Source organism: Actinomadura verrucosospora, assembly GCF_039540335.1.
GTDB lineage: Bacteria > Actinomycetota > Actinomycetes > Streptosporangiales > Streptosporangiaceae > Spirillospora > Spirillospora verrucosospora.
On record NZ_BAABEV010000018.1, the window covers coordinates 1 to 23,092 of the forward strand.

28 protein-coding genes are annotated in these 23,092 nt (G+C 70.8%); 18 read left to right on the forward strand and 10 right to left on the reverse strand.

Going from position 1 to position 23,092, the window contains the following annotated elements; translation table 11 throughout:
- Both ABD944_RS20270 and ABD944_RS20275 read left to right on the forward strand, forming a co-directional pair.
- Positions 1-2,463, forward strand: a 2,463-nt coding sequence (locus ABD944_RS20270) for a transglycosylase domain-containing protein (RefSeq protein ID WP_345178683.1), incomplete at its 5' end; no start/stop codon positions are given.
- A gap of 94 nt (positions 2,464-2,557) precedes the next feature.
- Positions 2,558-3,994 carry a glycosyltransferase family 87 protein gene (locus ABD944_RS20275; protein WP_345178685.1) on the forward strand — a complete coding sequence of 479 codons (1,437 nt, stop codon included), beginning with the start codon at positions 2,558-2,560 and terminating at the stop codon, positions 3,992-3,994.
- Between the two features lies 1 nt (position 3,995).
- Here ABD944_RS20275 and ABD944_RS20280 read toward each other — a convergent pair whose 3' ends face one another.
- Positions 3,996-4,928, reverse strand: a complete 933-nt coding sequence (locus tag ABD944_RS20280; protein ID WP_345178687.1) for a MerR family transcriptional regulator — start codon at positions 4,926-4,928, stop codon at positions 3,996-3,998.
- Positions 4,929-5,051: 123 nt separating this feature from the next.
- Positions 5,052-5,543 carry a hypothetical protein gene (locus ABD944_RS20285; protein ID WP_345178689.1) on the reverse strand — a complete coding sequence of 164 codons (492 nt, stop codon included), beginning with the start codon at positions 5,541-5,543 and terminating at the stop codon, positions 5,052-5,054.
- A 305-nt stretch (positions 5,544-5,848) separates the two neighbouring features.
- Between ABD944_RS20285 and ABD944_RS20290 the strand changes: the two genes are divergently transcribed.
- Complete coding sequence (locus ABD944_RS20290) at positions 5,849-6,316, forward strand: barstar family protein (protein WP_345178691.1); 468 nt, start codon at positions 5,849-5,851, stop codon at positions 6,314-6,316.
- Positions 6,317-6,327: 11 nt separating this feature from the next.
- Here the strand turns inward: ABD944_RS20290 and ABD944_RS20295 are convergent, their stop codons facing one another.
- The 3 genes from ABD944_RS20295 to ABD944_RS20305 all read right to left on the reverse strand — a co-directional run bounded on the left by ABD944_RS20295 (position 6,328) and on the right by ABD944_RS20305 (position 8,029).
- Positions 6,328-6,711, reverse strand: coding sequence for a DUF4190 domain-containing protein (locus ABD944_RS20295; protein ID WP_345178694.1), 384 nt, complete (start codon positions 6,709-6,711; stop codon positions 6,328-6,330).
- A gap of 183 nt (positions 6,712-6,894) precedes the next feature.
- Positions 6,895-7,662 carry a deoxyribonuclease IV gene (locus tag ABD944_RS20300; RefSeq protein WP_345178695.1) on the reverse strand — a complete coding sequence of 256 codons (768 nt, stop codon included), beginning with the start codon at positions 7,660-7,662 and terminating at the stop codon, positions 6,895-6,897.
- 55 nt (positions 7,663-7,717) lie between these two features.
- A complete protein-coding gene (locus tag ABD944_RS20305) occupies positions 7,718-8,029 on the reverse strand; it encodes a hypothetical protein (RefSeq protein ID WP_345178697.1) in 312 nt (103 codons plus the stop codon).
- A gap of 221 nt (positions 8,030-8,250) precedes the next feature.
- On the opposite strand from ABD944_RS20305, the gene ABD944_RS20310 reads away from it, so the two are divergent.
- The 6 genes from ABD944_RS20310 to ABD944_RS20335 all read left to right on the forward strand — a co-directional run bounded on the left by ABD944_RS20310 (position 8,251) and on the right by ABD944_RS20335 (position 11,470).
- Positions 8,251-8,415 (forward strand): hypothetical protein, encoded by a 165-nt coding sequence (locus tag ABD944_RS20310; RefSeq protein WP_345178699.1) that lies wholly within the window; start codon positions 8,251-8,253, stop codon positions 8,413-8,415.
- A 275-nt stretch (positions 8,416-8,690) separates the two neighbouring features.
- The gene (gene rpsF, locus ABD944_RS20315; RefSeq protein ID WP_345178700.1) at positions 8,691-8,981 is read left to right on the forward strand and encodes a 30S ribosomal protein S6; all 291 of its coding nucleotides are present in this window, start codon (positions 8,691-8,693) and stop codon (positions 8,979-8,981) included.
- Between the two features lie 37 nt (positions 8,982-9,018).
- Positions 9,019-9,597 carry a single-stranded DNA-binding protein gene (locus ABD944_RS20320; protein WP_345178703.1) on the forward strand — a complete coding sequence of 193 codons (579 nt, stop codon included), beginning with the start codon at positions 9,019-9,021 and terminating at the stop codon, positions 9,595-9,597.
- Positions 9,598-9,679: 82 nt separating this feature from the next.
- A complete protein-coding gene (gene rpsR, locus ABD944_RS20325) occupies positions 9,680-9,916 on the forward strand; it encodes a 30S ribosomal protein S18 (RefSeq protein ID WP_019631633.1) in 237 nt (78 codons plus the stop codon).
- Between the two features lie 17 nt (positions 9,917-9,933).
- Positions 9,934-10,380 (forward strand): 50S ribosomal protein L9, encoded by a 447-nt coding sequence (gene rplI / locus ABD944_RS20330; protein WP_179845259.1) that lies wholly within the window; start codon positions 9,934-9,936, stop codon positions 10,378-10,380.
- Between the two features lie 244 nt (positions 10,381-10,624).
- Entirely contained in the window at positions 10,625-11,470 is an 846-nt protein-coding gene (locus tag ABD944_RS20335) for a peptidoglycan recognition protein family protein (RefSeq protein ID WP_345178706.1), read from the forward strand.
- A gap of 4 nt (positions 11,471-11,474) precedes the next feature.
- On the opposite strand, the gene ABD944_RS20340 is transcribed toward ABD944_RS20335, so the two are convergent.
- Positions 11,475-11,663: a hypothetical protein gene (locus tag ABD944_RS20340; RefSeq protein WP_052357975.1), complete on the reverse strand. Its 189-nt coding sequence runs from the start codon at positions 11,661-11,663 to the stop codon at positions 11,475-11,477.
- Between the two features lie 189 nt (positions 11,664-11,852).
- Between ABD944_RS20340 and ABD944_RS20345 the strand changes: the two genes are divergently transcribed.
- The 3 genes from ABD944_RS20345 (at position 11,853) to ABD944_RS20355 (ending at position 13,608) form a co-directional block, all read left to right on the forward strand.
- The gene (locus tag ABD944_RS20345; protein ID WP_345178707.1) at positions 11,853-12,551 is read left to right on the forward strand and encodes a Crp/Fnr family transcriptional regulator; all 699 of its coding nucleotides are present in this window, start codon (positions 11,853-11,855) and stop codon (positions 12,549-12,551) included.
- A gap of 149 nt (positions 12,552-12,700) precedes the next feature.
- Positions 12,701-12,856, forward strand: coding sequence for a hypothetical protein (locus ABD944_RS20350; RefSeq protein ID WP_345178709.1), 156 nt, complete (start codon positions 12,701-12,703; stop codon positions 12,854-12,856).
- An 8-nt stretch (positions 12,857-12,864) separates the two neighbouring features.
- Entirely contained in the window at positions 12,865-13,608 is a 744-nt protein-coding gene (locus tag ABD944_RS20355) for a hypothetical protein (RefSeq protein ID WP_345178711.1), read from the forward strand.
- Between the two features lie 25 nt (positions 13,609-13,633).
- Here the strand turns inward: ABD944_RS20355 and ABD944_RS20360 are convergent, their stop codons facing one another.
- Complete coding sequence (locus tag ABD944_RS20360; RefSeq protein ID WP_345178713.1) at positions 13,634-14,959, reverse strand: MATE family efflux transporter; 1,326 nt, start codon at positions 14,957-14,959, stop codon at positions 13,634-13,636.
- 337 nt (positions 14,960-15,296) lie between these two features.
- Here ABD944_RS20360 and dnaB point away from each other — a divergent pair, with 337 nt between their 5' ends.
- The 3 genes from dnaB to ABD944_RS20375 all read left to right on the forward strand — a co-directional run bounded on the left by dnaB (position 15,297) and on the right by ABD944_RS20375 (position 18,877).
- Positions 15,297-17,915: a replicative DNA helicase gene (dnaB, locus tag ABD944_RS20365; protein WP_345178715.1), complete on the forward strand. Its 2,619-nt coding sequence runs from the start codon at positions 15,297-15,299 to the stop codon at positions 17,913-17,915.
- Positions 17,916-18,012: 97 nt separating this feature from the next.
- Positions 18,013-18,348, forward strand: coding sequence for a hypothetical protein (locus ABD944_RS20370; protein WP_345178717.1), 336 nt, complete (start codon positions 18,013-18,015; stop codon positions 18,346-18,348).
- A gap of 136 nt (positions 18,349-18,484) precedes the next feature.
- Positions 18,485-18,877, forward strand: coding sequence for an NUDIX domain-containing protein (locus tag ABD944_RS20375; RefSeq protein ID WP_345178719.1), 393 nt, complete (start codon positions 18,485-18,487; stop codon positions 18,875-18,877).
- Positions 18,878-18,948: 71 nt separating this feature from the next.
- Here the strand turns inward: ABD944_RS20375 and ABD944_RS20380 are convergent, their stop codons facing one another.
- On the reverse strand, positions 18,949-19,830 hold the full coding sequence (locus ABD944_RS20380) for an NAD(P)-dependent oxidoreductase (RefSeq protein ID WP_345178721.1): 882 nt from the start codon (positions 19,828-19,830) through the stop codon (positions 18,949-18,951).
- Positions 19,831-19,879: 49 nt separating this feature from the next.
- On the opposite strand from ABD944_RS20380, the gene ABD944_RS20385 reads away from it, so the two are divergent.
- Positions 19,880-20,281 carry a MerR family transcriptional regulator gene (locus ABD944_RS20385; protein WP_345178723.1) on the forward strand — a complete coding sequence of 134 codons (402 nt, stop codon included), beginning with the start codon at positions 19,880-19,882 and terminating at the stop codon, positions 20,279-20,281.
- Between the two features lie 36 nt (positions 20,282-20,317).
- Here the strand turns inward: ABD944_RS20385 and ABD944_RS20390 are convergent, their stop codons facing one another.
- Entirely contained in the window at positions 20,318-20,890 is a 573-nt protein-coding gene (locus tag ABD944_RS20390; RefSeq protein ID WP_345178725.1) for a PadR family transcriptional regulator, read from the reverse strand.
- A gap of 119 nt (positions 20,891-21,009) precedes the next feature.
- Here ABD944_RS20390 and ABD944_RS20395 point away from each other — a divergent pair, with 119 nt between their 5' ends.
- On the forward strand, positions 21,010-21,402 hold the full coding sequence (locus ABD944_RS20395; protein WP_345178728.1) for a nuclear transport factor 2 family protein: 393 nt from the start codon (positions 21,010-21,012) through the stop codon (positions 21,400-21,402).
- A 73-nt stretch (positions 21,403-21,475) separates the two neighbouring features.
- Here the strand turns inward: ABD944_RS20395 and ABD944_RS20400 are convergent, their stop codons facing one another.
- Positions 21,476-21,760 carry a hypothetical protein gene (locus ABD944_RS20400; protein ID WP_345178730.1) on the reverse strand — a complete coding sequence of 95 codons (285 nt, stop codon included), beginning with the start codon at positions 21,758-21,760 and terminating at the stop codon, positions 21,476-21,478.
- Positions 21,761-21,961: 201 nt separating this feature from the next.
- Here ABD944_RS20400 and ABD944_RS20405 point away from each other — a divergent pair, with 201 nt between their 5' ends.
- On the forward strand, positions 21,962-22,867 hold the full coding sequence (locus tag ABD944_RS20405) for a LysR family transcriptional regulator (RefSeq protein WP_345178732.1): 906 nt from the start codon (positions 21,962-21,964) through the stop codon (positions 22,865-22,867).
- Positions 22,868-23,092: the final 225 nt, after the last annotated feature.

The window sequence follows — 23,092 nt, forward strand, 5'->3', positions numbered from 1 at the left end:
ATGCGTTCGGGAGGCGGCGGCCGGCCCATGCGAGGCGGCCCCGGAGGCCCTCCCGGCGGACCGGGTGGTCCAGGTGGTCCCGGCGGCCCTGGCGGGCGCGGCGGCTCCGGAGGCGGCGGCGACGACTTCTGGGGTGACGAGGGACGCGGCGGCGGGCGCGGCGGACGCGGTGGGCGCGGCGGCGGCCGCCGCGAGCGCAAGCGCACCGACGAGGCGGGCCAGAAGAAGACGGGCTGGAAGCGCTACGTCCCGAACTGGAAGATCGTCGTCGCCGCGGTCAGCGTGATCATCCTCGGCCTGGCGACGCTCGTCATCGTCGCCTACGCCAACACTCCGATCCCGAACGAGAAGCAGGCGGCCGCGGCCGCCCAGGAGTCGGTGATCACCTACTCGGACGGGTCGCCGCTGGCGCGCATCGGCACCCACCGCGAGGACATCTCGCTGGACAAGGTGCCCAAGCACGTCCAGAACGCCGTCCTCGCGGCGGAGGACCGCAACTTCTGGCACGAGCCGGGCATCTCCCCGATGGGCATCCTGGGCGCGATGTACCGGGCGGGGACCGGCGGCGACGTCGCCGGCGCCTCGACGATCACGCAGCAGCTCGCCCGCAACTACTGGGCGAACCTCAGCCAGGACCGCACGGTCAGCCGCAAGTTCAAGGAAATCCTCATCTCCATCCGGATGGGGAAGGAGATGGACAAGGCGCGCGTGCTGGAGCTGTACCTGAACACGGTCCCGTTCGGGCGGCACGCCTACGGCATCCAGGCCGCGTCCCGCGCCTACTTCCACAAGCCCGTCACCGAGATCAACGAGTCGCAGGCGGCGATGCTCGCGGCCATGATCCAGCGGCCGGGCTACTTCGCCACCTACGGGCCCGACTCCAACCCCGCCAAGAAGGCGCTGATCAGCCGCTGGAACTACGTCCTCGACGGCATGGTCGAGAAGAACTGGCTCGACTCCGGCAAGCGCGCCCAGGCGAAGTTCCCCCAGACGCAGAAGAACTGGAGCGACGTCCCGGACGACCCGAACACCGGCTACCTCCAGGACCGCGTCATCAACGAGCTGAAGTCGCTCGGCATCGACGAGCAGATGCTGGAGACCGGCGGCCTGAAGATCACCACCACGTTCCGCAAGGACCTGCAGGACTACACCAACAAGGCCGTCTCGCAGATCCGCAAGCAGAACGGGCTGAAGAACGACATCCAGTTCGGCCTCGCGGCGATCGACCCGAAGACGGGCGGCGTGGTGGCCGCCTACGGCGGACCCGACTACCGCAAGCAGCAGTTCGACAACTCCTTCCAGGGCAAGGTGCAGCCCGGTTCGTCGTTCAAGCCGATCGTGCTCGCCACGGCGCTCGACCAGGGCATCAGCCTGCGGACGACGATGGACGGCAGCTACAAGCGCACGATCAACGGCGCGTCCTTCACCAACGACAGCCGCTCGGAGAACGGGGTCTACAACCTCAAGCAGATGACGGCGATGTCGATCAACACGGCGTACGTCGACCTGGGGCAGAAGGTCCAGCTGGCCAACGTCGTGGACATGGCCAAGAAGATGGGCATCCCGGACGACACCCCGAACCTCTCGAACACCATCACGTCGCTGCCGCTGGGCGTCATCGACGCGAGCCCGGTCACGATGGCGTCGGTCTACTCGACGTTCGCGGCGGGGGGCAAGCACCGGGAGGCCCACGTGATCGCCAAGATCACCGACAACCGGGGCCGCTCCATCGTGAACAACAAGCAGAAGCCGCTGGAGAGGCTGCCCTGGCAGAAGCCCACGACGGCCTTCGACGAGGGTGTCGCGGCCGACGCCACGAACGCGATGCAGGCGGTCGTCACCAGCGGTACCGGTAAGCGCGCGAGCCTCGGGGCCCGCCCGGTCGCCGGCAAGACCGGTACCACCGACGAGAACAAGTCGGCCTGGTTCGTCGGCTACACGCCGGAACTCGTGACGTCGGCGGCGATGTGGCGGCAGGACAAGAACGGCAACCGCAAGTCGCTGATCGGCGTGGGAAGTTACAGCCAGGTCTACGGTGGTACGGTCCCGGCCGACCTCTTCAAGACCTTCATGCTGAAGGCCCTGGAGGGCAGGGACATCACGCCGTTCCCGCCGCCGGTCAACGGCGGCGAGGTCGCCCCGTGGGCGAAGGCGAAGCCGACTCCGACGGTGTCCTCGACCCCGACGCCGACCAACACCCCGACCTGCCAGCCGGGGCAGGGGCAGGGCCAGGGGCGCGGGCAGCGGCCGCCGGCCGGCTGCCAGTCGGAGACGCCCAAGCCGACGGAGACGCCGACCATCACCCCGCCGACGTCGGGCGACGTGCCGTGCAACCAGTACAACATGCCGCTCGGCTGCAACCCCGACCTGCCTCCGACCGGCGACAAGACCTGGTGGTGCGCGAAACCCGAGCACAAGAACGACCCGGCCTGCCGGAAGCAGGACCCCGCCACCAACAACTAGCGGCGCGTCCGCGACGCGACGGCCCGGAGCCCCACGGCTCCGGGCCGTTCCCGTTCTTGATCGCCCGCGCTCCCGGGCGAATAGGCTGCTGTCCATGTCGTCGTCCACGGAGAGGCTCACGATGTCCGCCGACAGCGACCGGGCGGACGCTCCCGGACGGCTGAAGCGGCTCGCGCCGGTGCTGACCGGGCTCACCGCCCTGACGTGCCTTCTCGGCTGGCTGCAGAAGCAGCCCTGCGCGTCGGCGCGGTTCGACTTCCTCAAGACGACGGCGAACGCCTGCTACACCGACGTCTATCCGCTCTACTACGTGCGCGGGCTCAGCGACGGGAAGCTCCCGTACTTCGACACGTTCACCGGTTCCGACATCCGGTACGTGGAGTACCCGGTGCTGAGCGGCGGCTTCATGCAACTGGTCGCGTGGCTGGTCAAGCCGTTCGGTGTGGACGGGCGCGGCCTCGCGTTCTACAACGTCACCGTCCTGCTCCTCGCCGTCCTCGCGGTCGTCGCGGTCCTCGCCACCGCGTACGCGGCCGGGCGCCGGTCCCTGCGCGCCGGACTGATGATCGCGCTGTCCCCCGCGCTCCTCCTCACCGCCTACATCAACTGGGACCTGCTGGCGGTCGCGCTGTCGGCGCTGGCACTGGCCGCCTGGTCGGCGCGCCGCCCGGCCCTGGCGGGCGTCCTCCTCGGCCTGGCGATCGCGGCGAAGTTCTATCCGCTGCTGTTCCTCGGGCCGCTCGTCCTGCTGTGCGTCCGGGCCGGGCAGTGGCGCCCCATGGGCCGCGCGCTCGCCGGAACCGCCGCCGGATGGCTGGCCGTGAACGTGCCGGTGATGCTCTTCGCGTGGGACGGGTGGAAGGAGTTCTACACCTTCAGCCAGAAGCGCGGCATCGACTGGGGCTCGATCTTCTTCGTCCTGCAGGACCACGGGCTGGACAAGCCCGCCTCCGACACCGGCCTCCTCAACCTGTACGGCACGGGGACGTTCCTCGTCCTCGCGGCCGGGATCGCCGTCCTCGCCCTGGCCGCCCCGCGCCGCCCGCGCCTGCCGCAGCTGATGTTCCTCGTGCTGGTCGCGTTCATGCTGCCGAACAAGGTCTGGTCGCCGCAGTACGTCCTGTGGCTGCTGCCGCTGGCGGTGCTCGCCCGGCCGAAGGTGCCGGCGTTCGTCGCCTGGCAGCTCGGTGAGATCGCCTACTTCTTCGGCATCTGGTGGTTCCTGCTGTCGGTGTCCGCCCAGACGCAGGGCGCCGACCTGGCCGGAACGCTGTCGGCGGTGCTGAGCCTGGACGCTCCGGACGGCGGGATCAGCAAGGACGTCTACACGCTGGCGCTGCTCGCCCGGTTCGTGACCGTCCTCCTCCTGGGGGTGCTGGTGGTGCGCGACGTCCTGGTCCCGTCTGCCGACATCGTCCGGTCGGACGGGGACGACGACCCGGCGGGCGGCGTCCTCGACGGCGCACCCGACGTGGTGGCGCTGGCACGCCGGCGCGGCGACCACCACGCCGGCGTGCCCCTGCCCACCTGAGTCAGCCGCGGGAGCGCAGCGCGTCGATGAACCACTGGTAGAGCGGCGTCAGCGTCGGCGGGACGGGCCAGCCGTTGATGAGGGCGAGCAACTGCCAGTACCGCTCGGTGCGCGGGTCGGTGCCGATCTCCAGCCGCCGCAGCAGATCGCGCCTGAAGGCGGCGTCGTCGGCGGCGTCCCAAGCGTCGGCGTAGGCGCGGACCAGTTCGTCGACGACGGGACGGGCCGCCTCCGAGCCGGGCTCGATCCCGTCCGCGATGGCCTGCTCCGCCTTCTCCCGGGTCAGGTCGGCGAGGGCGGCGAACTGGTCCGGGACGGCTCCCTTCGCGACCTCGGCCGCCTGGAACTCGGCCATCCGGCGCACCGAGGCCCGGAATCCGGGGTCGCCGACCAGTTCGGCCAGCTCGACCCAGGCGTCGACCTGCTCGGGTTCGGGCTCGTCGGGCAGCTCCGGCAGCGCGGCGCGCATCTTCTCCGCGAAGCCGGGGTGCAGGTCGAGCCCGGCGAAGGACTCGTCGATGAAGTCGGTGATGATCCGGCGCCGCTCCTCGTCGGACAGCCGGGCGAGCTTGTGCATGAGTTCGATCTCCTCGGGGGTCGATCCGCGTCTGGCCACCGCCCGCAGCACGGCCCTGCGCAGCCTGAGCGTGCGTATCTGCACGTCCAGCGCGTCCGCGTGCGCCGCCGCGACCTGCCCGACGTCGACCTCCCGGTCCAGCAGGCGCCGGACGGTGGCGAGGTCGACGCCGAGGTCCCGCAGCGTCCGCACGAGGTCGAGGCGCGAGGCGGCGTCCGCGTCGTACAGCCGGTAACCGGCCTCGGTGCGGCGGGTGGGCGGGACGACACCGGCGTCGGAGTAGAACCGGATCGTCCGCACCGGCAGCCCGGTGCGGCGCGCCAGTTCGCCGATCGTGTACGTGGTGTCGCCGTCCATGCCCCTCACCCTGCGGCCTCCACCCGCTGGAGACTCAACCCGGAATCGCACGCTCTCACACCGGGCAGGGAAAGGGCCCGTCCGAGGATCGCCGGACGGGCCCGTGACGCTGCTGGGACCGGCTCAGTCCTCGTGGGCCGGATCGGCGACGGTGGGGGTGGTGCCCTCGCGGCGGGCGCGGCGGACGTCCTGGACGAACTCGCGGGAGAACATCGCCGACAGCGTGGCGACGCCGCCGCGGTGGACGCGGATCTCCCCGTGCCGGACCTCGCCGGTGACGCGGATCGCGCGGCCGTCGCCGTTCTCGCCGGTCCAGTCCTTGACGCGGCCGCGGCCGGTGTAGCGCAGGTCCCAGTGGTCGATCCGGGCGTCCTGCGGGACGAGCAGCTTCACCATCGCGTGGTCGAGGTCGACCTCGATCTCGATGTCGCCGTCCGGGATCCGCGGCGAGCGCAGGTCCAGCACGACCAGGCCGCGGCGGGCGCGGACCTCGAAGCGGCGGCCGGTCGTCCAGTGGCCGAGCTTCTTGACGTTCTCGTAGTGGGCCTGGACGCGGGTCGGCGTGCCGGTGGCGGTGGGCGTGGTGGTGGGCGTGGTGGTGGGCGTGGTGTCCATCTCTGTGTTCCTCTCGGAATCGGGCAACTACCTCGCTCCAAGAGTTGCTCGTTATCTGAGCATCTCTCTATTCGAGAGAATAGGAGTCGGCGGAACCCCTGTCAAGACACGTGGATGCGCCACGGGCAGGCCTCGCCCGTCCCCGCGGGAAGAAGGACGGCAGGGGGAGGGCCGCGCGGTATAGCCGGAATCTTCCGGTTATGACGGGTTCCGTGGTGAGGGTGGGGGAACGGAACGCGGCGGACGGGGCGGCTCGCCCCGGGCCCCGCGCATCGGCGGGGGAGCGGGAACTGCCGGGAGATGACGTGAACGCGGACCGAGCACTGACCGAGCTGCTCGCGGGGCGGCTGAGGCCGGGCGTCTACCAGTGGCGGACGCCTCCCGTGCCGGGCGCCGTCGGCGACACGAGCTGGCTGGAGCGTGCCGACGAGGCCGGCTGGCGCGGCTTCTACCTCGACGGGCGCCGCGCCAGGGACAGGGACTCGTTCCTGCGGCTGTGCGGCGGCGTGTTCGAACTGCCCGAGGGCGCGGGCGCCGACTGGGACGATCTCGGCGAATGCCTCAAGGACCTGTCATGGACGCCCGCGAAGCACGGCTACCTGGTGCTCTACGAATCGTGGGCGGAACTGGCCGACACCGACCCGGCCTCGCTGCGCGCCGTCCTCGACGTGTTCGGGCGCGCGGTGAAGAACTGGCGGGACACCCCCACCCCCATGACGGTGCTGATGTCGAGCGTCGGTGTGGAAGTGGCGGGCGTCCCCCGGCTCCCCTGAGGAAGCCCGGATCAGTAGGTGCTGGTGGAGCCGGCGCTCGCCGCGAACATCGCGATCCCGAGGATGTAGAAGAGCAGGATCAGGAGCCAGCCCGCGGAGATCAGGTACCCGAGGATCAGGCCGGTGACGGCCATGCCGTGCCCGCCCTCGCCCGTCCGCTTGATCTGGCCGAGCGAGACGTGCCCGAAGATCACCGCGAGGACGGACGTCACGCCGCAGGCGAAGAAGCCGATCAGACCGCACACCAGCGACGCGGTGGCCATCCCGTTGGTCGGCGGGGCGACCGGCATCGACTGCCCGTAGTAGTGGTGCTGCACGGCCGGGGGCTGGGAGTAGGACTGGGCGTAGGGGTCCTGGGCTCCGTAGCCGTAGGGGTCGTAAGGGGGCTGTGCCATGTGCTTCCCGATCGATTCGCGCGCCCGCCGCCGGAGAGCACGCGTGCGCTGAGGGCTGGTTCCGGATTATGCCAGTGTGACGTGACCTTCGAAGTTTGTCGTCAGGCTGGGTCTACGCGCAGTTAGATGCCGCTCTCGCCACCGCGGTTCCCGGACACAGGCGACGATCCCGACTCTGCTTCGTCAGAGCTTGGAACGCAACCACGAGATGTCGTCGGCCTGGCCCGCCGCGGGCGTCTCCACCACGACCGGGGCGCCCGCCGCCCTCACCACGCCGAGGATGAGCTCCGGGTCGATGCTGCCGCTGCCCAGGTTGGCGTGCCGGTCGGCCCCCGACCCGAACGAGTCCCGGCTGTCGTTGCAGTGCACCAGGTCGATGCGGCCGGTTATGGCCTTGATCCGGTCGACGGCGTCGACGAGCTCCTCCCCCGCCGCGTGCGCGTGGCAGGTGTCGAGGCAGAAACCGAGCTTGGACTCCAGGCCCGGCACCCCGGAGAGCACCTCCCACAGCCGCGAGATCCGGTCGAACCTGCGCGCCATCGCGTTCCCGCCGCCCGCGGTGTTCTCGATGTAGACCGGGATCGGGCATTCGACCCGCTCGAACACCTTGCGCCAGTTCTCGAAGCCGGTCTCCGGGTCGTCGTCCTTCAGCACGTGACCGCCGTGCACGATCAGCGCCTTCGCCCCGATCGACGCGGCCGCCTCCAGCTGCTGGGTGAGGTTCTTGCGGCTCGGGATCCGGATCCGGTTGTTGGACGTCGCCACATTGATCGTGTACGGGGCGTGCACGTACACGTCCACGCCGGAACCCGCCAGCGCCCCCACGCCCTCGGGCAGCACAGGCTTCTTCCACCCCTGCGGATCGCCGAGGAAGAACTGGACGACGTCGGCGCCGACCGCGCGGGCGTTGTCGAGCGGGTTGTTCTGGTCGACGTGGGCTCCGATGCGCATGCCAACGAGACTAGCCGCGCCCTGCGACAGGCCGCGCGGTCACGCCGGCCCCCCGTCAGATCGAGAAGCCTCCGTGGCTCAGCGCGAAGCCGGCGCCGACGAACGAGGTGACCATCCCGATCACGTTCAGCCACCGCTCGTTCGTCGTCGCGGAGACCATCTGGGAGTACAGGGCGACGGGCAGGCCGATGACGCCGAGCAGCGTCCCGGCGAAGTGGGCCGCGGGGATCCAGCCGAGGACCAGCGCCGCGATCCCGATCGTCACCGCGGTTACCGCCAGCACGTCCTTCCGCCGATGGGGCTCGGCCTCGCTCTGGGCGCGGACGGCGCGCTTCGGAGCGCCGGCGCCGGTCGCCTGCTGGGACATCGGGATCCCTCCTCCAGCTCGAACTCCCGCGCCAGTGGCCGCACGGCGAGCGCGGGACCGAACGGACCATGCGGGTAAAGCAATTCCCAGCTGAGCCGGGGATCAACCGGTGGGCGGCGCGGAATGTCGGCGGCACCCGGTACGGTCGAACACGGATTCGAGAACACCGGCTCGGGTCCGTCCCCCGAGGGGAAGCGGGGGAAGAGCAGGAGGTGCACACCGTGAAACAAGCGGAGCTGGGGCTCATCGGTGACGCGGAGCTCGTCGAGGAGCTGTCGATGCTGACCACGCAGGCCGCCCGCATGCGCGCCCGCATGGCGGACATCATGGCCGAACTGGAACGCCGCCGCTGTAGCCGCCCCACCCAGTCCCAAGCAAGGCGCTAGGCCCGCCCATGCCGCACGCCTGGCCCGCACCTGCGCTCCGCACCGGAAACCGGCGTCCCTCGTGCCGGGGAGACCCCTGAACCCGGGTTCCCTCCACTCCGCCGGCGCTCAGCTCGGGGAACCGGCGTGTGCGCCTCCCAGTGTTGGTAGCCTGTATCGGTCTCGTGGCAGGTCCGCCCGGCGATCCGGGTCCGGCGCCGCCGCGACGGACGCAAGAGCCCTCCTGTCACGGAGAGACCGTGACCGCACCAGTCCAGAGGAGGTAGGGACACAGCATGCGTCGTTACGAACTCATGACCATTCTCGACCCCGCCATCGACGAGCGCACCGCGGGCGCGGCGCTCGACCCGTTCCTGAAGGTCGTCAAGGACGACGGCGGCAGCGTGGAGAAGGTCGACGTCTGGGGCCGCCGGCGCCTGGCGTACGACATCCAGAAGAAGTCCGAAGGCATCTACGCGGTGGTCGACCTGTCGGCTGAGCCTGCCACGGTCAAGGAGCTCGACCGGCAGCTCAACCTGAGCGAGTCGATCCTCCGTACCAAGGTCATCCGCCCCGAGGTCCACTGAGCCAGGCTCAGCCCTCACAGCAGCCGGAGCGAGCCCCATGGCAGGCGACACCGTAATCACGATCGTCGGGAACCTCGTCGAGGACCCGAATCTGCGCTTCACCCCGAGCGGCCAGGCGGTCGCCTCCTTCCGCATGGCCTCGACCCCGCGGTTCTTCGACCGCCAGGCGGGCGACTGGAAGGACGGCGAGGCGCTCTTCCTGACCTGCAACGTCTGGCGGCAGGCCGCCGAGAACGTGGCCGAGACCCTGCAGCGCGGCATGCGGGTGATCGTGCAGGGACGCCTCAAGCAGCGCTCCTACGAGACCCGCGAGGGTGAGAAGCGCACCGTCTTCGAGGTCGAGGTCGACGAGGTCGGCCCGTCGCTGCGCAACGCCACCGCCAAGGTCAACAAGACCCAGCGGCAGGGCGGCGGCGGTGGTGGCGGCGGCTTCGGCGGCGGCGGCCAGGGCGGCGGCGGCTTCGGCGGCGGCGGCCAGCAGGGCGGCGGCGGTTTCGGCGGCGGTCAGCAGGGCGGCGGCTTCGGCGGCGGCCAGCAGGGCGGCGCCCCGGCCGACGACCCCTGGGCCACCGGCGGCGGTGGCGGCGGCGGGTTCTCCGACGACCCGCCCTTCTAGGCCCGCCGCTCCGGCGCGACAAAGAGACAACGAGTACACGTCCATTCCCGCGTGAGCGGGGCTCTCCCAAAGGAGCACCACGATGGCGAAGCCACCTCCCCGCAAGCCGAAGAAGAAGGTTTGCGTTTTCTGTCAGGAGAAGATCTCCTACGTCGACTACAAGGACACGGGCCTGCTGCGGAAGTTCATCTCCGACCGCGGCAAGATCCGTGCCCGGCGGGTGACCGGCAACTGCACCCAGCACCAGCGGGACGTCGCCACGGCGATCAAGAACGCCCGCGAGATGGCGCTGCTGCCGTACACCAGCACCGCGCGCTGAGGCAGGGGGTAAAGAACATGAAGCTCATCCTGACCCAGCAGGTCTCCGGGCTCGGCGAGCCCGGTGACGTCATCGACGTCCGTGACGGCTACGGCCGCAACTACCTCGTCCCCCGCGGGTTCGCGATCAAGTGGACCCGGGGAGCCGAGAAGCAGGTCGACTCGATCAAGAAGGCGCGTTCGGCCCGCGAGATCGCGACCGTCGAGCACGCCCGCGAGGTCGCCGACCGGCTCGGCGGGCTGCGCGTGACGCTGCGCACCCGCACCGGCAGCAACGGCCGCCTGTTCGGCGCCGTCACGGCCGCCGACATCGCCGAGGCGGTCCGCGCCGCCAACGGCCCCGACCTGGACCGCCGCCGCATCGAGATCGGGAACCCGATCAAGACCGTCGGCACCCACCGGGTCAGCGTGCGACTGCACAGCGACGTCAACGCCACGATCGACGTCAACGTCGTCGAGGCCTGACGCACGACCGTTCGACGACCCCCGGACCCGCTCAGGGCCGGGGGTCGTCGGCGTTGGTGCTCAAACCGAAACCCGTTTTCGGCCTGGTCGCAAGGGCCGGGGATGCGGGGTCTGCCGGCGTTTGCCAGGCCGTGGATGTGCGGACTTCCCGTGAAACGCCCGTGAATCGCCGTGTGTTTGAGTGATCAGCTTTGCGGTGATTACGTTCCGTGATCATAGTGTCGCGGGACGAAGGGGGGCGGTGGTGATCGCGCATTCGGGGGAGGGCGCGCACGACCGGCGGAGCACGGGCAGGGCAGTGACACGCAGGGCGGCCATCGGCGGCGTCGTGGGCGCCGGGCTGCTGGAGATGCTGCCCCTGGGGACGTCCCGCCAGAATAAGGCCATGGCGGCAGATCTTACGGCGGGGGCCGACCGGGGGGCCGGCGACCGCGTGCTGTTCACGGCCGACGCCCCGCAGGTGTACACGCGGGCGCAGTGGAACGCCAGGGCGCCGAGGCGCGGGGCGGAGGTGGTCGACCGGCCGCCGGACCACATCATCGTGCACCACACGGCGACGGCGAACGCGCGGGACCGCTCGCTCGCGCACGCGTTCGCGCTGTCGCGGTCCATCCAGAACATCCACATGAACAAGAACGGCTGGGACGACGCGGGCCAGCAGCTCACGATCAGCCGCGGCGGCATCGTGATGGAGGGCCGCAACCGGAGCCTCAAAGCCATCCGGTCCGGCACCCTCGCCATCGGCGCGCAGGTCCTGCACCACAACCAGCACACCATCGGCATCGAGAACGAGGGCACCTACATGTCCGCGGCGGTGCCGGGCGCCCTGTGGAAATCGCTGACGGAGGTGTGCGTCTGGCTCTGCCAGAAGTACGACCTCGATCCGTCCGAGGCCATCGTGGGGCACCGCGACTACAACAACACCTCGTGCCCCGGGGACGTCCTCTATGCGCGGCTGCCCCAGTTGCGGCGCTCGGTGGCCGAACGTCTGGAGGGCGCGCCGAGCCAGAGTTCCACGAGCCAGAGCGGTGGTTCCGACGGCGGGTCGATCCTGTCGCCGCTGCTGCCGTCTCTCGACGACCTGGGCTGAGCCGCTACGTCTCGGGCGTCGTGTAGCGGGTGCGGCGGCGGGCGATCTCGGGATCGATGCCCTCGACGAGCGACCAGATGCCCGCCACCCGTTCGACCAGGGTCTCGGGGGGCAGGCCGGCGAGGCCCTCCGCCGCCAGGTCGTCGATCGCCTGAGTCAGCCGGGCCATCCGCTCGCCATGTGTGGAACACATGTTCGAATAGTAGCGGGAGTGACTGGCGGTGCGGCGGCAATCCGAGAATCGGGCCGGCCGGGCGCGTCCGCACCCACGGGGTGGAGCCGGGGGCTGACCCTGTCGACCCCTGGGCTCCTGCGTCGATCTAAGTCCACAAGGGGCCGCGCGTATGGCCACACCTCCATGTGGAGGCTTACACTTCGGTGTATGACTCAAGAAACATCCTTCTGGGGGAGGCTCGGAAAGGCCGAGCGGGCGGCTCTGCTGGAGTACACGACCCGCGACGTCCTCCCGCCGGGTGACAGGCTGATCCGCCAGCGAGGCCGGTCCCGCTCGGTGATGATCATCCTGCGCGGGTGGGCGGCCGTCGTCTCCGAGCCCGACCCCAGGCCGGGAGACCCCTCCGCTCCCGGGGCCAACGGCAGGCTGCTGGCCTTCCGCGGAGAGGGCGACATCGTCGGGGACATGGCGGGCCTGCTCAACAGGCCGCGCTCCGCGTCCCTGCGCGCCCTGGACGAGGTCGAGGTGCTGGAGCTGGAGGACACCCAGTTCAAGGATTTCCTCTGGAACCACAAGGAGGCGTGGTGGACCTACACGGAGATCCTCGCGGAGCGGGTCGACGAGCAGACCGCCAACATCCACTTCCAGAAGCACAAGACCTCCATGCAGATCCCGGAGATCCTGGTGAGCCTGGTCGAGAAGGTCGGCCGGAGCAACCGGGACGGCATCTGGCTCCCCTATCCGCGCACCCAGACCGAGTTGGGCAGCCTCATCGGCATCTCCCGGGAGTCGGTGTCCACCACCTGGTCCAGGCTCCGTGACGACGGCCTGGTGGCGACCCGCAACGGCAGGATGCTCGTCCTCGACCTCGAGGGCCTTCGCAAGATCTACTCCACTGACTCCTAAGTATGATCCCACTTGTATGTGTGGAGAGCTTCACAAATGAATGTGGATGCTTTACCTTCAGGGTGTAGCGACCCGGAAGGAAGGTAGCCACCATGTCGCTGGACGTCGTTGGAGCGGTGTGCATCGCCATCGGTCTCGTAGGGGGGAACATGCAGATCGGGGGACTCCTGAACGTCCCCACACTGTCGAAGGTCAAGGTCATCGCACTGGTGACCATCGGGGCCGTGTTCATCGCGACGAGCGTGGCCCAGCACCTGATCGCTCCCGCCGAGGGCAAGAGAGCGGCTCAGGTCCAGGCGGAGTAGGAGGAGACGTGAGCACCAGGCCCGGAGAGGCAGATCTCGAAGCGTCGGAGTTCGAAGCGGCGTTCCTGTTGGTGGACATCCGAGGCTTCAGCCGGATCGTGTACGAACTGGGGCCGCACAACCCCAGGCGCGCCGGAGTCCTGGCCCGGAGCTTCTGGTCGAAGGTGGAGCCGATCGCCAAGTCCCTCGGTGGTGACATCTACGCGTGGCAGGGCGACTGCCTCCTGGTCGCCTACCGGGGGACCCCCCGCGAACGGGCTCTCCGCGCGCTCAAGACCGCGCAGGAGGCTCACGCGGTGGCATGGCAAGACCTGGTGCCCCAGTGCTGGGAACTGCTCACGGAGGCCGCACACGAAGTCCAGTACGCCGGCACGGGTCAGCCGCCCAGCCGGGCCACGGGGTTCGCCGTGTCCAGCGCCATCTCCGACGGTTCCGTGATCGCCGTCCCCCGGTCGGACGGGAAGCGGTACACCGAGGAACTGACCGGCGACACCGTCAACCTGGTCTTCTCCATCACGAAGGCGGTCGCGCCCTGGCACATCGGCGTGACGAAGCCGGTGTACGAGCGGCTGAAGGGGGACGAGTTCACCAAGGCCCTGGTGGACCAGTGGGAGGAGCGCTCCCTCGTCCTGTGCGGCGCGCCCAGGAACATCGCGTCGGTCAAGCTGCCGATGCTCGACAGTCCCGTGCCGGACATCAAGGCTTCGACCGCCTCCGCCTCCCCGCCGTCCGTCTCCTCGGTGCCCGCCTGACCTTCATGAGGGCCCCTCGCCGGGGTCAGCGGGCGGCGCCGGTGACCATCCAGCGGTCGCCGCGGGCCCGCAGGCTCAGCGTGATCATCCGGGTCAGCATCCACAGGCCGATCGCGGTCCAGAGGCCGACCAGGCCCGCGTCCGCACGGTGGGCGACGAGGGCGGCGGGCAGGAAGACGGCCGTGGCGACGAGCGTCGTCACGGCGAGGTAGGCGCCGTCGCCCGCCCCGATCAGGATGCCGTCCAGGACGAACACCACCCCGGCGACCGGCTGCAGCGCCGCCACGAGGAGCAGTGAGGCGAGCAGGAGGTTCCGGACGTCGCCGTCGGAGGTGAACAGGGCGGGCAGCCACGGCCGGACCACGAGCAGGGCCAGGCCGAACACGACGCCGCAGCCGACGCCCCACCACACCATCCGCCGCATGACGGCCCGCGTGGCGGCGGTGTCGGACGCGCCCAGATAGCGCCCTGTGATGGCCTGCCCGGCGATCGCGATGGCGTCCAGCGCGAACGCCAGCAGCGTCCACACCTGGAACCCGACCTGGTACGCGGCGATCTCCGGGTCGCCCATGCGCGCGGCGATCGACGTCCCGACGATGAGGACGACGCGCAGGGCGGCCGTCCGAACCAGCAATCCGAAACCGGTCGTGGCGGACGTCCGCAACCCGGCCCAGTCGGGGCGGAACGAGGCGCCGTGACGCCGGGCCGCCCGCAGCACCACGGCCACGTAGACGACGGCACTGCCGGTCTGGGCGAGGACGGTGCCCCACGCGGATCCGGCGATCCCCCACCCCAGCACGATGACGAACACCACGTTGAGCAGCAGGTTCAGCGAGAAGCCGCCGATCGACACGAGGAGGGGCGTGCGCGTGTCCTGGAGGCCGCGCAGCACACCGGTCCCGGCCAGCACGACCAGCATCGACGGGATCCCGAACAGGCTCACCCGCAGGTACGTCACGGCATAGGGCGCCACGTCCGGGGACGCTCCGAACGCGTCCACGATCCAGGGGATCAGCGGCCAGCCAGCTGCGATCAGCACCGCCCCGATCGCGACCGCGAGCCACATGCCGTCGATGCCCTGCCTGATCGCTCCCGGCAGGTCTCCCGCGCCGACCTGGCGGGCCACCCCGGCGGTCGTCCCGTAGGCGAGGAAGACGCAGAGGTAGACGAGCGTGTTGAGGGCCTGCCCGGCGACCCCGAGCCCGCCCAGCTGCGCTGTGCCGAGATGCCCGACGATGGCCGAGTCCGACAGCAGGAAGAGGGGTTCGGCGACGAGCGCGCCGAAGGCCGGCACGGCGAGGCGCAGGATCTCGCGGTCGTGCGCGCTCGCGAGCCGCCGGGGGGACGTCATCGCGCCGAGGCTACCAGGGTGTAACTCTCAAATGAAATAAAAGCCTTACAAGGCGTCCGGCGGGGCACTTTCTTTCCCGCACACCCGGTGGACGAGGTTATCCCAGCTCAGCACCTGGATCTGGGTGTCGTCCCCGGAGAATCCACAGAGTTGTCCACAGGTCGTGCACAACCTGTACCGCGTGTCTGCACAGGTCGTCCACAGGCTTGTCCACAGGACGCTTTGCCCGCGGGGGCGCGCCCTCGCGAGAATGTCGGACGCGACAGGTAGACGTGGGGTGAACGGTCGGCGATGGGCGGACGGGGCGCCGGCGGGCCAGGACGAAGGGGGTGTGGCGGTGAGCGTTGCGGATATCGGGCCGCAGGAGCATGAGTTCGAGCGCACCCCCCCGCACGACATCTCGGCCGAGCAGGGCGTGCTCGGCGGCATGCTGCTCTCCCAGGACGCCATCGCCGAGGTCGTGGAGATGCTGCGCACCCCCGACTTCTACCGGCCCGCCCACCAGATCATCTACGACGTCATCCTCGACCTCTACGGCCGGGGCGACCCCGCCGACGCCGTCACTGTCGCCGGCGAGCTCACCAAGAACGGCGAGATCGGCCGCATCGGCGGCGCCCCCTACCTGCACACCCTGATCTCCCTGGTGCCCACCGCGGCCAACGCCGGGTACTACGCCAAGATCGTCCACGAGCGCGCGGTCCTGCGCCGCCTGGTCGAGGCGGGCACCCGCATCGTCCAGATGGGCTACGCCGCCGACGGCGCCGACGCCGACGAGGTCCTCGACCGGGCCCAGGCCGAGGTCTTCGCCATCGCCGAGAAGCGCGCCGGCGAGGACTACGTCGCGCTGAGCGAGATCATGCCCGGCGCCCTCGACGAGATCGAGGCGATCGGCAGCCGCGGCGGCCAGATGGTCGGCTGCCCCACCGGCTTCGCCGACCTGGACGCCCTCACCAACGGCCTTCATCCCGGCCAGATGATCGTCGTCGCCGCGCGGCCCGCCATGGGCAAGGCGCTGCACGTCGCCACGCCGCTCCCGACCCCGGCCGGCTGGACGACGATGGGCGAGGTCGGGCCCGGCGACCACCTGATCGGAGCCGACGGGAGACCGACCCGCGTGGTCGCGGCGACCGAGGTGATGCACGGCCGCCCCTGCTACGAGATCGAGTTCTCCGACGGCGAGGTCATCGTCGCCGACGCCCAGCACCAGTGGCGCACCACCGAGACCGGCGCCTCCCGAGACGCCTCCTCCCTTCCCGGCCGGCGTCCGATCGCGGGTGAGGCCCGGCACTCCGTTCCCACCGTCGCCGAAGCCGCCTGCCGCGTCCCACTCGCAGGTCAGGGGAGCGCCCGCGTCCGCGCGATCGCGGGCGTGGGCGGAGGGCCGTACGCACACCGCCCGACCGCCGAAGCACGCCCCGCCCTGGCGCAGCAGCCCGGCTCCCGCCACGCCGAGCTCGTCCACGCCGCCAACCGCCGATCCTCGGCGACCGGCATCGGCGGCGGAACGCCTTCGGGCCCCCCGGCCGGCGCTACGGAAGGCCCCGCCACCGCCTCGCCGCACGTGACCGCGCCCCGGATCGAGACCACCGAGCAGATCTTCGCGGCCCTGAACGGAGGCGCTCGCCGCGCGGTGGAGTTCGCCGCCGCGTTCGACCTCCCCGAGGCCGACCTGCCGCTCGACCCCTACGTCCTCGGCGCGTGGCTCGGCGCGGGTGACGATGACGAGGCCCGCGTCACCTGCCTGGACGGCGCGGTCATCACCCAGATCGCGGCCACCGGCCAGGAGGTCGCCGCAGAGGCCGTCTTCGGGTGCCACCTCCTGCCCGGCCTACGCGAGGGGCTCGCCTCGCTCGGCCTGCTCGACGGCAAGCACATCCCCTCCCGGTATCTGCGGGCTTCCGCCGATCAGCGCCGGGCGCTCCTGGCCGGGCTGCTCGACGTCTGCGGGCACGTCTCCCTCGACGGCCGCGTCGACGTCGCCGTCCCGTCCGCGCGCCTCGCGGCTGACATCCGCGAGCTCTTCCTCAGCCTCGGTCACGATGCCGCCTTGGCCGCCGACCCCACCGGAGAAGACCTCTGGCAGATCGGCCTCGTCCCTGCCGAGACGGTTTTCCGGCTGCCGCGCAAGGCGTCCCGGCAGCGTGCGGCGGTCCGCACGCCCGTGCGGCACATCGTGGACGTCCGGCCCGTCGAGAGCGTGCCCGTCCGGTGCGTCCAGGTCGACAACGACGACCACCTGTACCTGGCGGGCCGTTCCTGCGTTCCGACGCACAACTCGACGCTCGCCCTCGACTTCGCCCGCGCCGCGTCCATCAAGCACGGGCTGACCTCGGCGTTCTTCAGCCTGGAGATGGGCCGCAACGAGATCACGATGCGCCTGCTGTCCGCGGAGGCTCGGGTGGCGCTGCACGCGATGCGGTCCGGCACCATGCAGGACGAGGACTGGACCCGCCTCGCCCGGCGCATGAGCGAGGTCGCCGAGGCGCCGCTGTTCATCGACGACTCCCCGAACATGTCGATGATGGAGATCCGCGCGAAGTGCCGCCGCCTGAAGCAGCAGCACGACCTGCGCCTCGTGATCATCGACTACCTGCAGCTGATGACGTCCGGCAAGCGCGTCGAGAGCCGCCAGGTCGAGGTCTCGGAGTTCTCCCGCTCGCTGAAGCTCCTCGCCAAGGAACTGGGCGTCCCGGTCATCGCGCTCTCCCAGCTCAACCGAGGCCCCGAGCAGCGAACCGACAAGAAGCCCATGGTGTCCGACCTCCGCGAATCGGGCAGCATCGAGCAGGACGCGGACATGGTGATCCTGCTGCACCGGGAGGACGCCTACGAGAAGGAGTCGCCGCGCGCCGGTGAGGCCGACCTGATCGTCGCCAAGCACCGCAACGGCCCGACCGCCACCGTGACGGTCGCCTTCCAGGGCCACTACAGCCGCTTCGTCGACATGGCCCAGTAACCTCCCGCGGCGCGGGCCTGCCTCGTCGAAGACGCGGCATCGGGGCGTGCCCGGCTCTGACGGCCCGGACGTCCGAGGTGCTCGCTACGGTTCCCGCATGATCACCCGTCCTACCGAGGGCTGGCGGCGGCTCGGCACCTTTCCCGAGGTGTTCCTGGAGCGGGTCGAGAGGGCGCTGCTCGATTTCGAAGCCGAGGTGACGGCCCTGGGCGTCGCCTCTGACCAGGCCGTCATGGCCGCCGTCGAACACGTGGTCGTCGCGCTGAACCAGATCGACGGCACCGACGACCACGACATCGACACCGTCGACCGCGAAGAACTCTGCAAGTACATCGACGACGTGCTCACTCACGCCGGAATCGACGTCGAGGCGCTGGCGCGCCGGCGGGGCATCGACCCCGCCGAGCTCACGGACGAGTGGCGAGAGTGGTGACACGAGCCCCGGTTCTGCGTGGGTATACCTCCTGAAGTTGTGAGCGCGGTGCGTTCTGGCATCGCCGGAAGTTCTCCGTGGACGGGGGCGTCGGTTGGTCGGATCTGTGCCTCAGGACGAGCCGTTCGGAGTGGCGGTGATCCTCACCGATCGCCTCGGGCGGGTCCTGATGCATCTGCGGGACGATCTCCCCGGCATCGCATGGCCGGGGTACTGGTCGCTGCCGAGCGGCCTGGCCGAACCGGGCGAGACCCCGGCGGAAGCGATGGCGAGGGAGCTTCGCGAGGAGACGGGCCTCCGCCTCCCCCTGACCCAACGGCTGGACTCTCCCCCGGGGCCTGACGGTGATCGTGTGGTGTTCTTCACCGGGTCCTGGCATGGGGATCCCGCGACGCTCCCGCTGACCGAGGGCGTGAAGCTGGAGTTCTATTCGCTCTCCGGTCTGGCGGGCCTGCGGGTTCCCCCGTTCGTCACCGAAGCTCTCCAGCAGCTCCGAGCCTCGGGGCTGCTCGGCGGCGCGGCGGACTAGGCCCAGACCTGAACGTCACGCGGCACCGGCAGGCCCTTCGAGCCTGCCCCGGGCGCGCTCTCGCGACGCGGTCATTCCGGGGTGGCGGGGTTGCGGAACTCGTCGATCAGGACCGGGTACTGCTCCGCTCCGTGCCCGGCGGCGATCGCGCGGTCGGCCATCGCCTTGAACAGCTTCGGCAGCGCGGCGTCGACGCCCGCCGTCTCGCTCTCCTCGACGAGGTGCGCCATCGCCCGGGCGTCGGTCTCCAGGGCCGAGACCTCGGCCGGGTAGGAGCCGCGGTCGATCTGCTCGGCGTATCCCGGCAGCCATCCGGCCACCACGCCGGCGATCTGCTGCGCGAACGGCGCATAGGTCGCGGCGTCGACACCGGCCGTCCCGAGCAGGGCGGTGCCCTGGAGCCAGGCGTTCAGGATGCTCCACATCATGGCCAGGCCCGCCACGTCGTAGAGGGACGCGAGTCCGGGGTCCTCGCCGAGGTGGGTGATGGTGCCGAGCGCGCCGAGCGTCGACTCGTGCTCCTCGAAGTCCCGTCGCGGCCCGCTGTGCAGGATCACCGCCTCGGCGGTGCCGATCGCCGGCGGGACGGCCATGATGGCGCCGTCCAGGTAGCGGGCGCCGCGCCGCTCGGCCCACCGGGCGGCTTCCCGTGCCTGCGCCGAGCTGCCGGAGGTGAGGTTGACCAGCGTCGTGCCGTCCGGCTCGCTCGCGTCGAGCACCTCCCGCACGGCCGGGTAGTCGGTGAGGCAGATGATCGCCAGCGGACCGCTCCTGAGCGCGTCGCCTGCCGTCGGCGCCGGCCGCGCGCCCGCGGCCACCAGCGGGTCGGCCTTGGATGCCGTGCGGTTCCATACGGTCACGGGATGTCCGGCCTTCAGGAACGCGCCGGCCAGTGCCTGGCCCATCAGGCCGAGTCCGAGGACCGTTACGGGGATGTCGCTGTTGTCGTCCATGGCAGCATCGTTAACGTTGATACCGGTGTGAAGGTCAAGTGGGGATGCGATGCGGATCGGGGAGTTGAGCCGTCGAACGGGCGTCAAGGCCCATCAGCTGCGCTATTACGAGGCGCAGGGCCTGCTGGAGGCGGATCGCGGCGCGAACGGTTACCGCGAGTACGGCGACGCGGCGGTCGTGCGGGTGAGGCAGATCAGGCACCTGCTCGGCGCCGGTCTGTCCTCCGAGGACATCGCGTACCTGCTGCCCTGCGCTGCAGGGGAGGCCCCGGACCTGCTCGGATGCCCCGAGCTGCTGGCCGCGATGCGGACACGGCTGCGCCGGCTGGACGATCAGATGGAGAGGCTCGCCCGGTCCCGCGACGCCCTCGCCGGGTACATCGACGCCGCTGAGCGGACGGACGGCGCGAGCCCGCCGGCCTTCGCCTGCGCGGAGCCCCTTCCCGCCTGAGACGGGCGGGACGCCGTGCCGCCGCCGAAGAGGCGGTCAGCCCTTCAGGGGGTGGCCGGCGGTGCGGCGGTCGAGGATGGCCAGGGTCTCCTCGCACCAGCGGAGGTTCTCGCGCTCGAACGCGAGGCCGCGCCTGAGGGTGAGGTAGGGGCCGATCCGGTCGGCGGTGGCCAGGTAGTCCTCTTCGGTGCGGCCGTTCAGGAAGCGGGCCTGGAGCCGCTCGAACCGGGCGATCTTGGATTCGGCCCAGGCCCGGCGCTCGCGGAGGGCGGCCATCACGGCCTCGACGTCCCCCGCGTCCACCGCCTGGACCTGCACCATCAGTTCCTCGCGCATCGCGCCGGGGCGCGGGGGCCGGGCGGTGAACTCGTGCAGGGCGCGGCGGCCCGCCTCGGTGAGGGAGAACAGGCGCTTGTTGGGACGGCGCTCCTGCTGGACGACGCGCGCCTGGATCAGCCCGTCGGCGGCCATCTTGTCCAGCTCCCGGTAGAGCTGCTGGGGGGTGGCCATCCAGAAGTTGGCCACGCCGGCGTCGAAGCTTTTGGACAGGTCGTACCCGGACGCCTCGCCCTCCAGAAGGGTCGCCAGGACCGCGTTCCGCAACGACATGGTTCCGAGCGTAGCGGCCCGTGATCGTCGCCACGCCGCCGCCCGGTGGACGGCCTCCGACCTCCCGGCTAGTGTAATTTGCACCTATTCAACAAGTTGGATATCTCGGGGGGTGTGGCATGCATCCGTTCAGGCGGGCGGTGGAGGCCGGGGACACAGCGGCGATCGCGGGGTTGCTGGCCGACGACGCGGTGTTCACCAGCCCGGTCGTCTTCAAGCCGTACCACGGCAAAGCGATCACGGCGGCGATCGTGCGGGCCGCGGCGCGGGTGTTCGAGGACATCCGCTACGTGCGGGAGATCGTCGGCGCGGACGGCCGCGACCACGCGCTCGTCTTCCAGGCGACCGTGAACGGCCGCGAGGTGCACGGGTGCGACTTCCTCCACATCGACGAGGACGGCCTGATCGACGAGCTGACGGTCATGGTGCGCCCGCTGTCGGGGGCCACCGCGCTGGCCGAGGCGATGGGCGCGCAGTTCGAGCAGATCGAGCGCGAGCTCCTCGGCTCCTGACCGCCTCCCGACACCGGCGGGCGGCGGCCCGGCCCGTGGGGCCCGAGGCCGCCGCCCTGGTCGCCTCCGGAGCTCACGAATGGACGGTGTCCTGGTCGGCGTGCCCGGTCGCCGTGCCCGTTGGGGCCGGTCCCGGGCGCGGGGCGCCGGCCCATCGGATGATCACGGTGGAGAGCCGCGGCATGACCACGTTCACCATGACCGTGACGAGCACCCCGCTGATGACCGCCGCGCGGGCGGCCATCGGCAGCGCGGCGAGCAGGTCGCCGAAGACCGCCAGCAGCGCCATCACTACGGCGAACGCCGCCAGCCACGCCATGAGGGTCATCGCGAGCCTGACCCGCATCGGGGCGCTCACCGCTGCCCGCCGCCGTTGACCAGGATGTCGCCGCTCGTCTCCGGCGCCTCGATCACGCCGTTCAGGGTCATGAACTCCGGCACCACCAGCTTGCCCATGGTCAGGCCTCCCGCGTTCCGTTGGGTTCGACGGTTCGACGCTAAGCTGGCCCAGCATGATAAGTCCAAGACAGGTTTGCGCTCTCCGTAATAGCGTTTGTTTATGGAACTCCGGCAGCTCGGATACTTCGTCGCCGTCGCCGAGGAACGCCACTTCACCCGCGCGGCCGAGCGCGTCCAGGTGGCGCAGCCGGCGGTCAGCCAGCAGATCCGCCGCCTGGAGGCCGAGGTCGGCGAGCCTCTGTTCCGGCGCGATCGGCGCTCCGTCGCCCTGACGGCCGCGGGGGAGGCGCTGCTGCCCCATGCCCGCGCCATGCTCGCCGAGGCCGCCAACGCGAAGGAGTCGATCGCCGCGCTGTCCGGGCTGCTCACCGGGAGCCTCGCGGTCGGTCTGGTCCAGCCGCTGCCCGACCAGCGGGTGCTCGCACTGCTGGGCGCCTTTCACCGCCGCCATCCGCGGATCCGCCTCACCCTGCGCGAGGACGAGACCGACGGCCTGATCGCCGCCCTGGCCACCGGGGAGCTCGACGCGGCCATCGTCGGCCAGGGCCCGGCCGACACCCCGCTCGCCGCCGAGATGACCCCGCACGTGATCGCCCGGGAGGACGTCGTGGTCGCCCTGCATCCCGCCCACCCCCTCGCCGCGCGGGACTCGCTCACCCTCGACGACCTGCGGGACGAACCCCTCGTCACCGCGCCCCGCACGAGCAAGCTCCGCACCAACATCGAGGCCGCCTGCGCCCATTTCGGCTTCGTCCCGAACGTCGTCGCCGAGACCCGCGACCTCACCCTCGTCCGGCAGCTCGTCCTCCAGCGGATCGGCGTCGCCGTCCTCCCCGAATCCGCGCTCCAGGGGCCGCCCGCGCTCGCCCGGGTTCCGCTGGCCCGTCCGTCGCTGGAACGCCGGATCGTGCTCGCCGCCCGTCCCCATCACGCCAGCCCAGCGGGCCGCGCCTTCCTCGCCATGGCCCACCGCCGCCTCTTGCCCGGCGACGAGAACGCACGGTGACGTGATGCGAGGCAAATGGTCGCCCCGACCTGGTGGCGTTCTAGCCCCATAGCCGACGAGCGTGGCGCCCGATCAAAGGAACATAATCGTCTGCATGACGCGGAGGCCGCGTGACAATGATCAGGACGACGGAGGCGCGCACGTGAGGGGCGGCGGGTGGATCGCGGCACGCTGATCGCGGACAGGTACGAGCTGGTCGAGCGCCTCGGGCGCGGCGGAATGGGC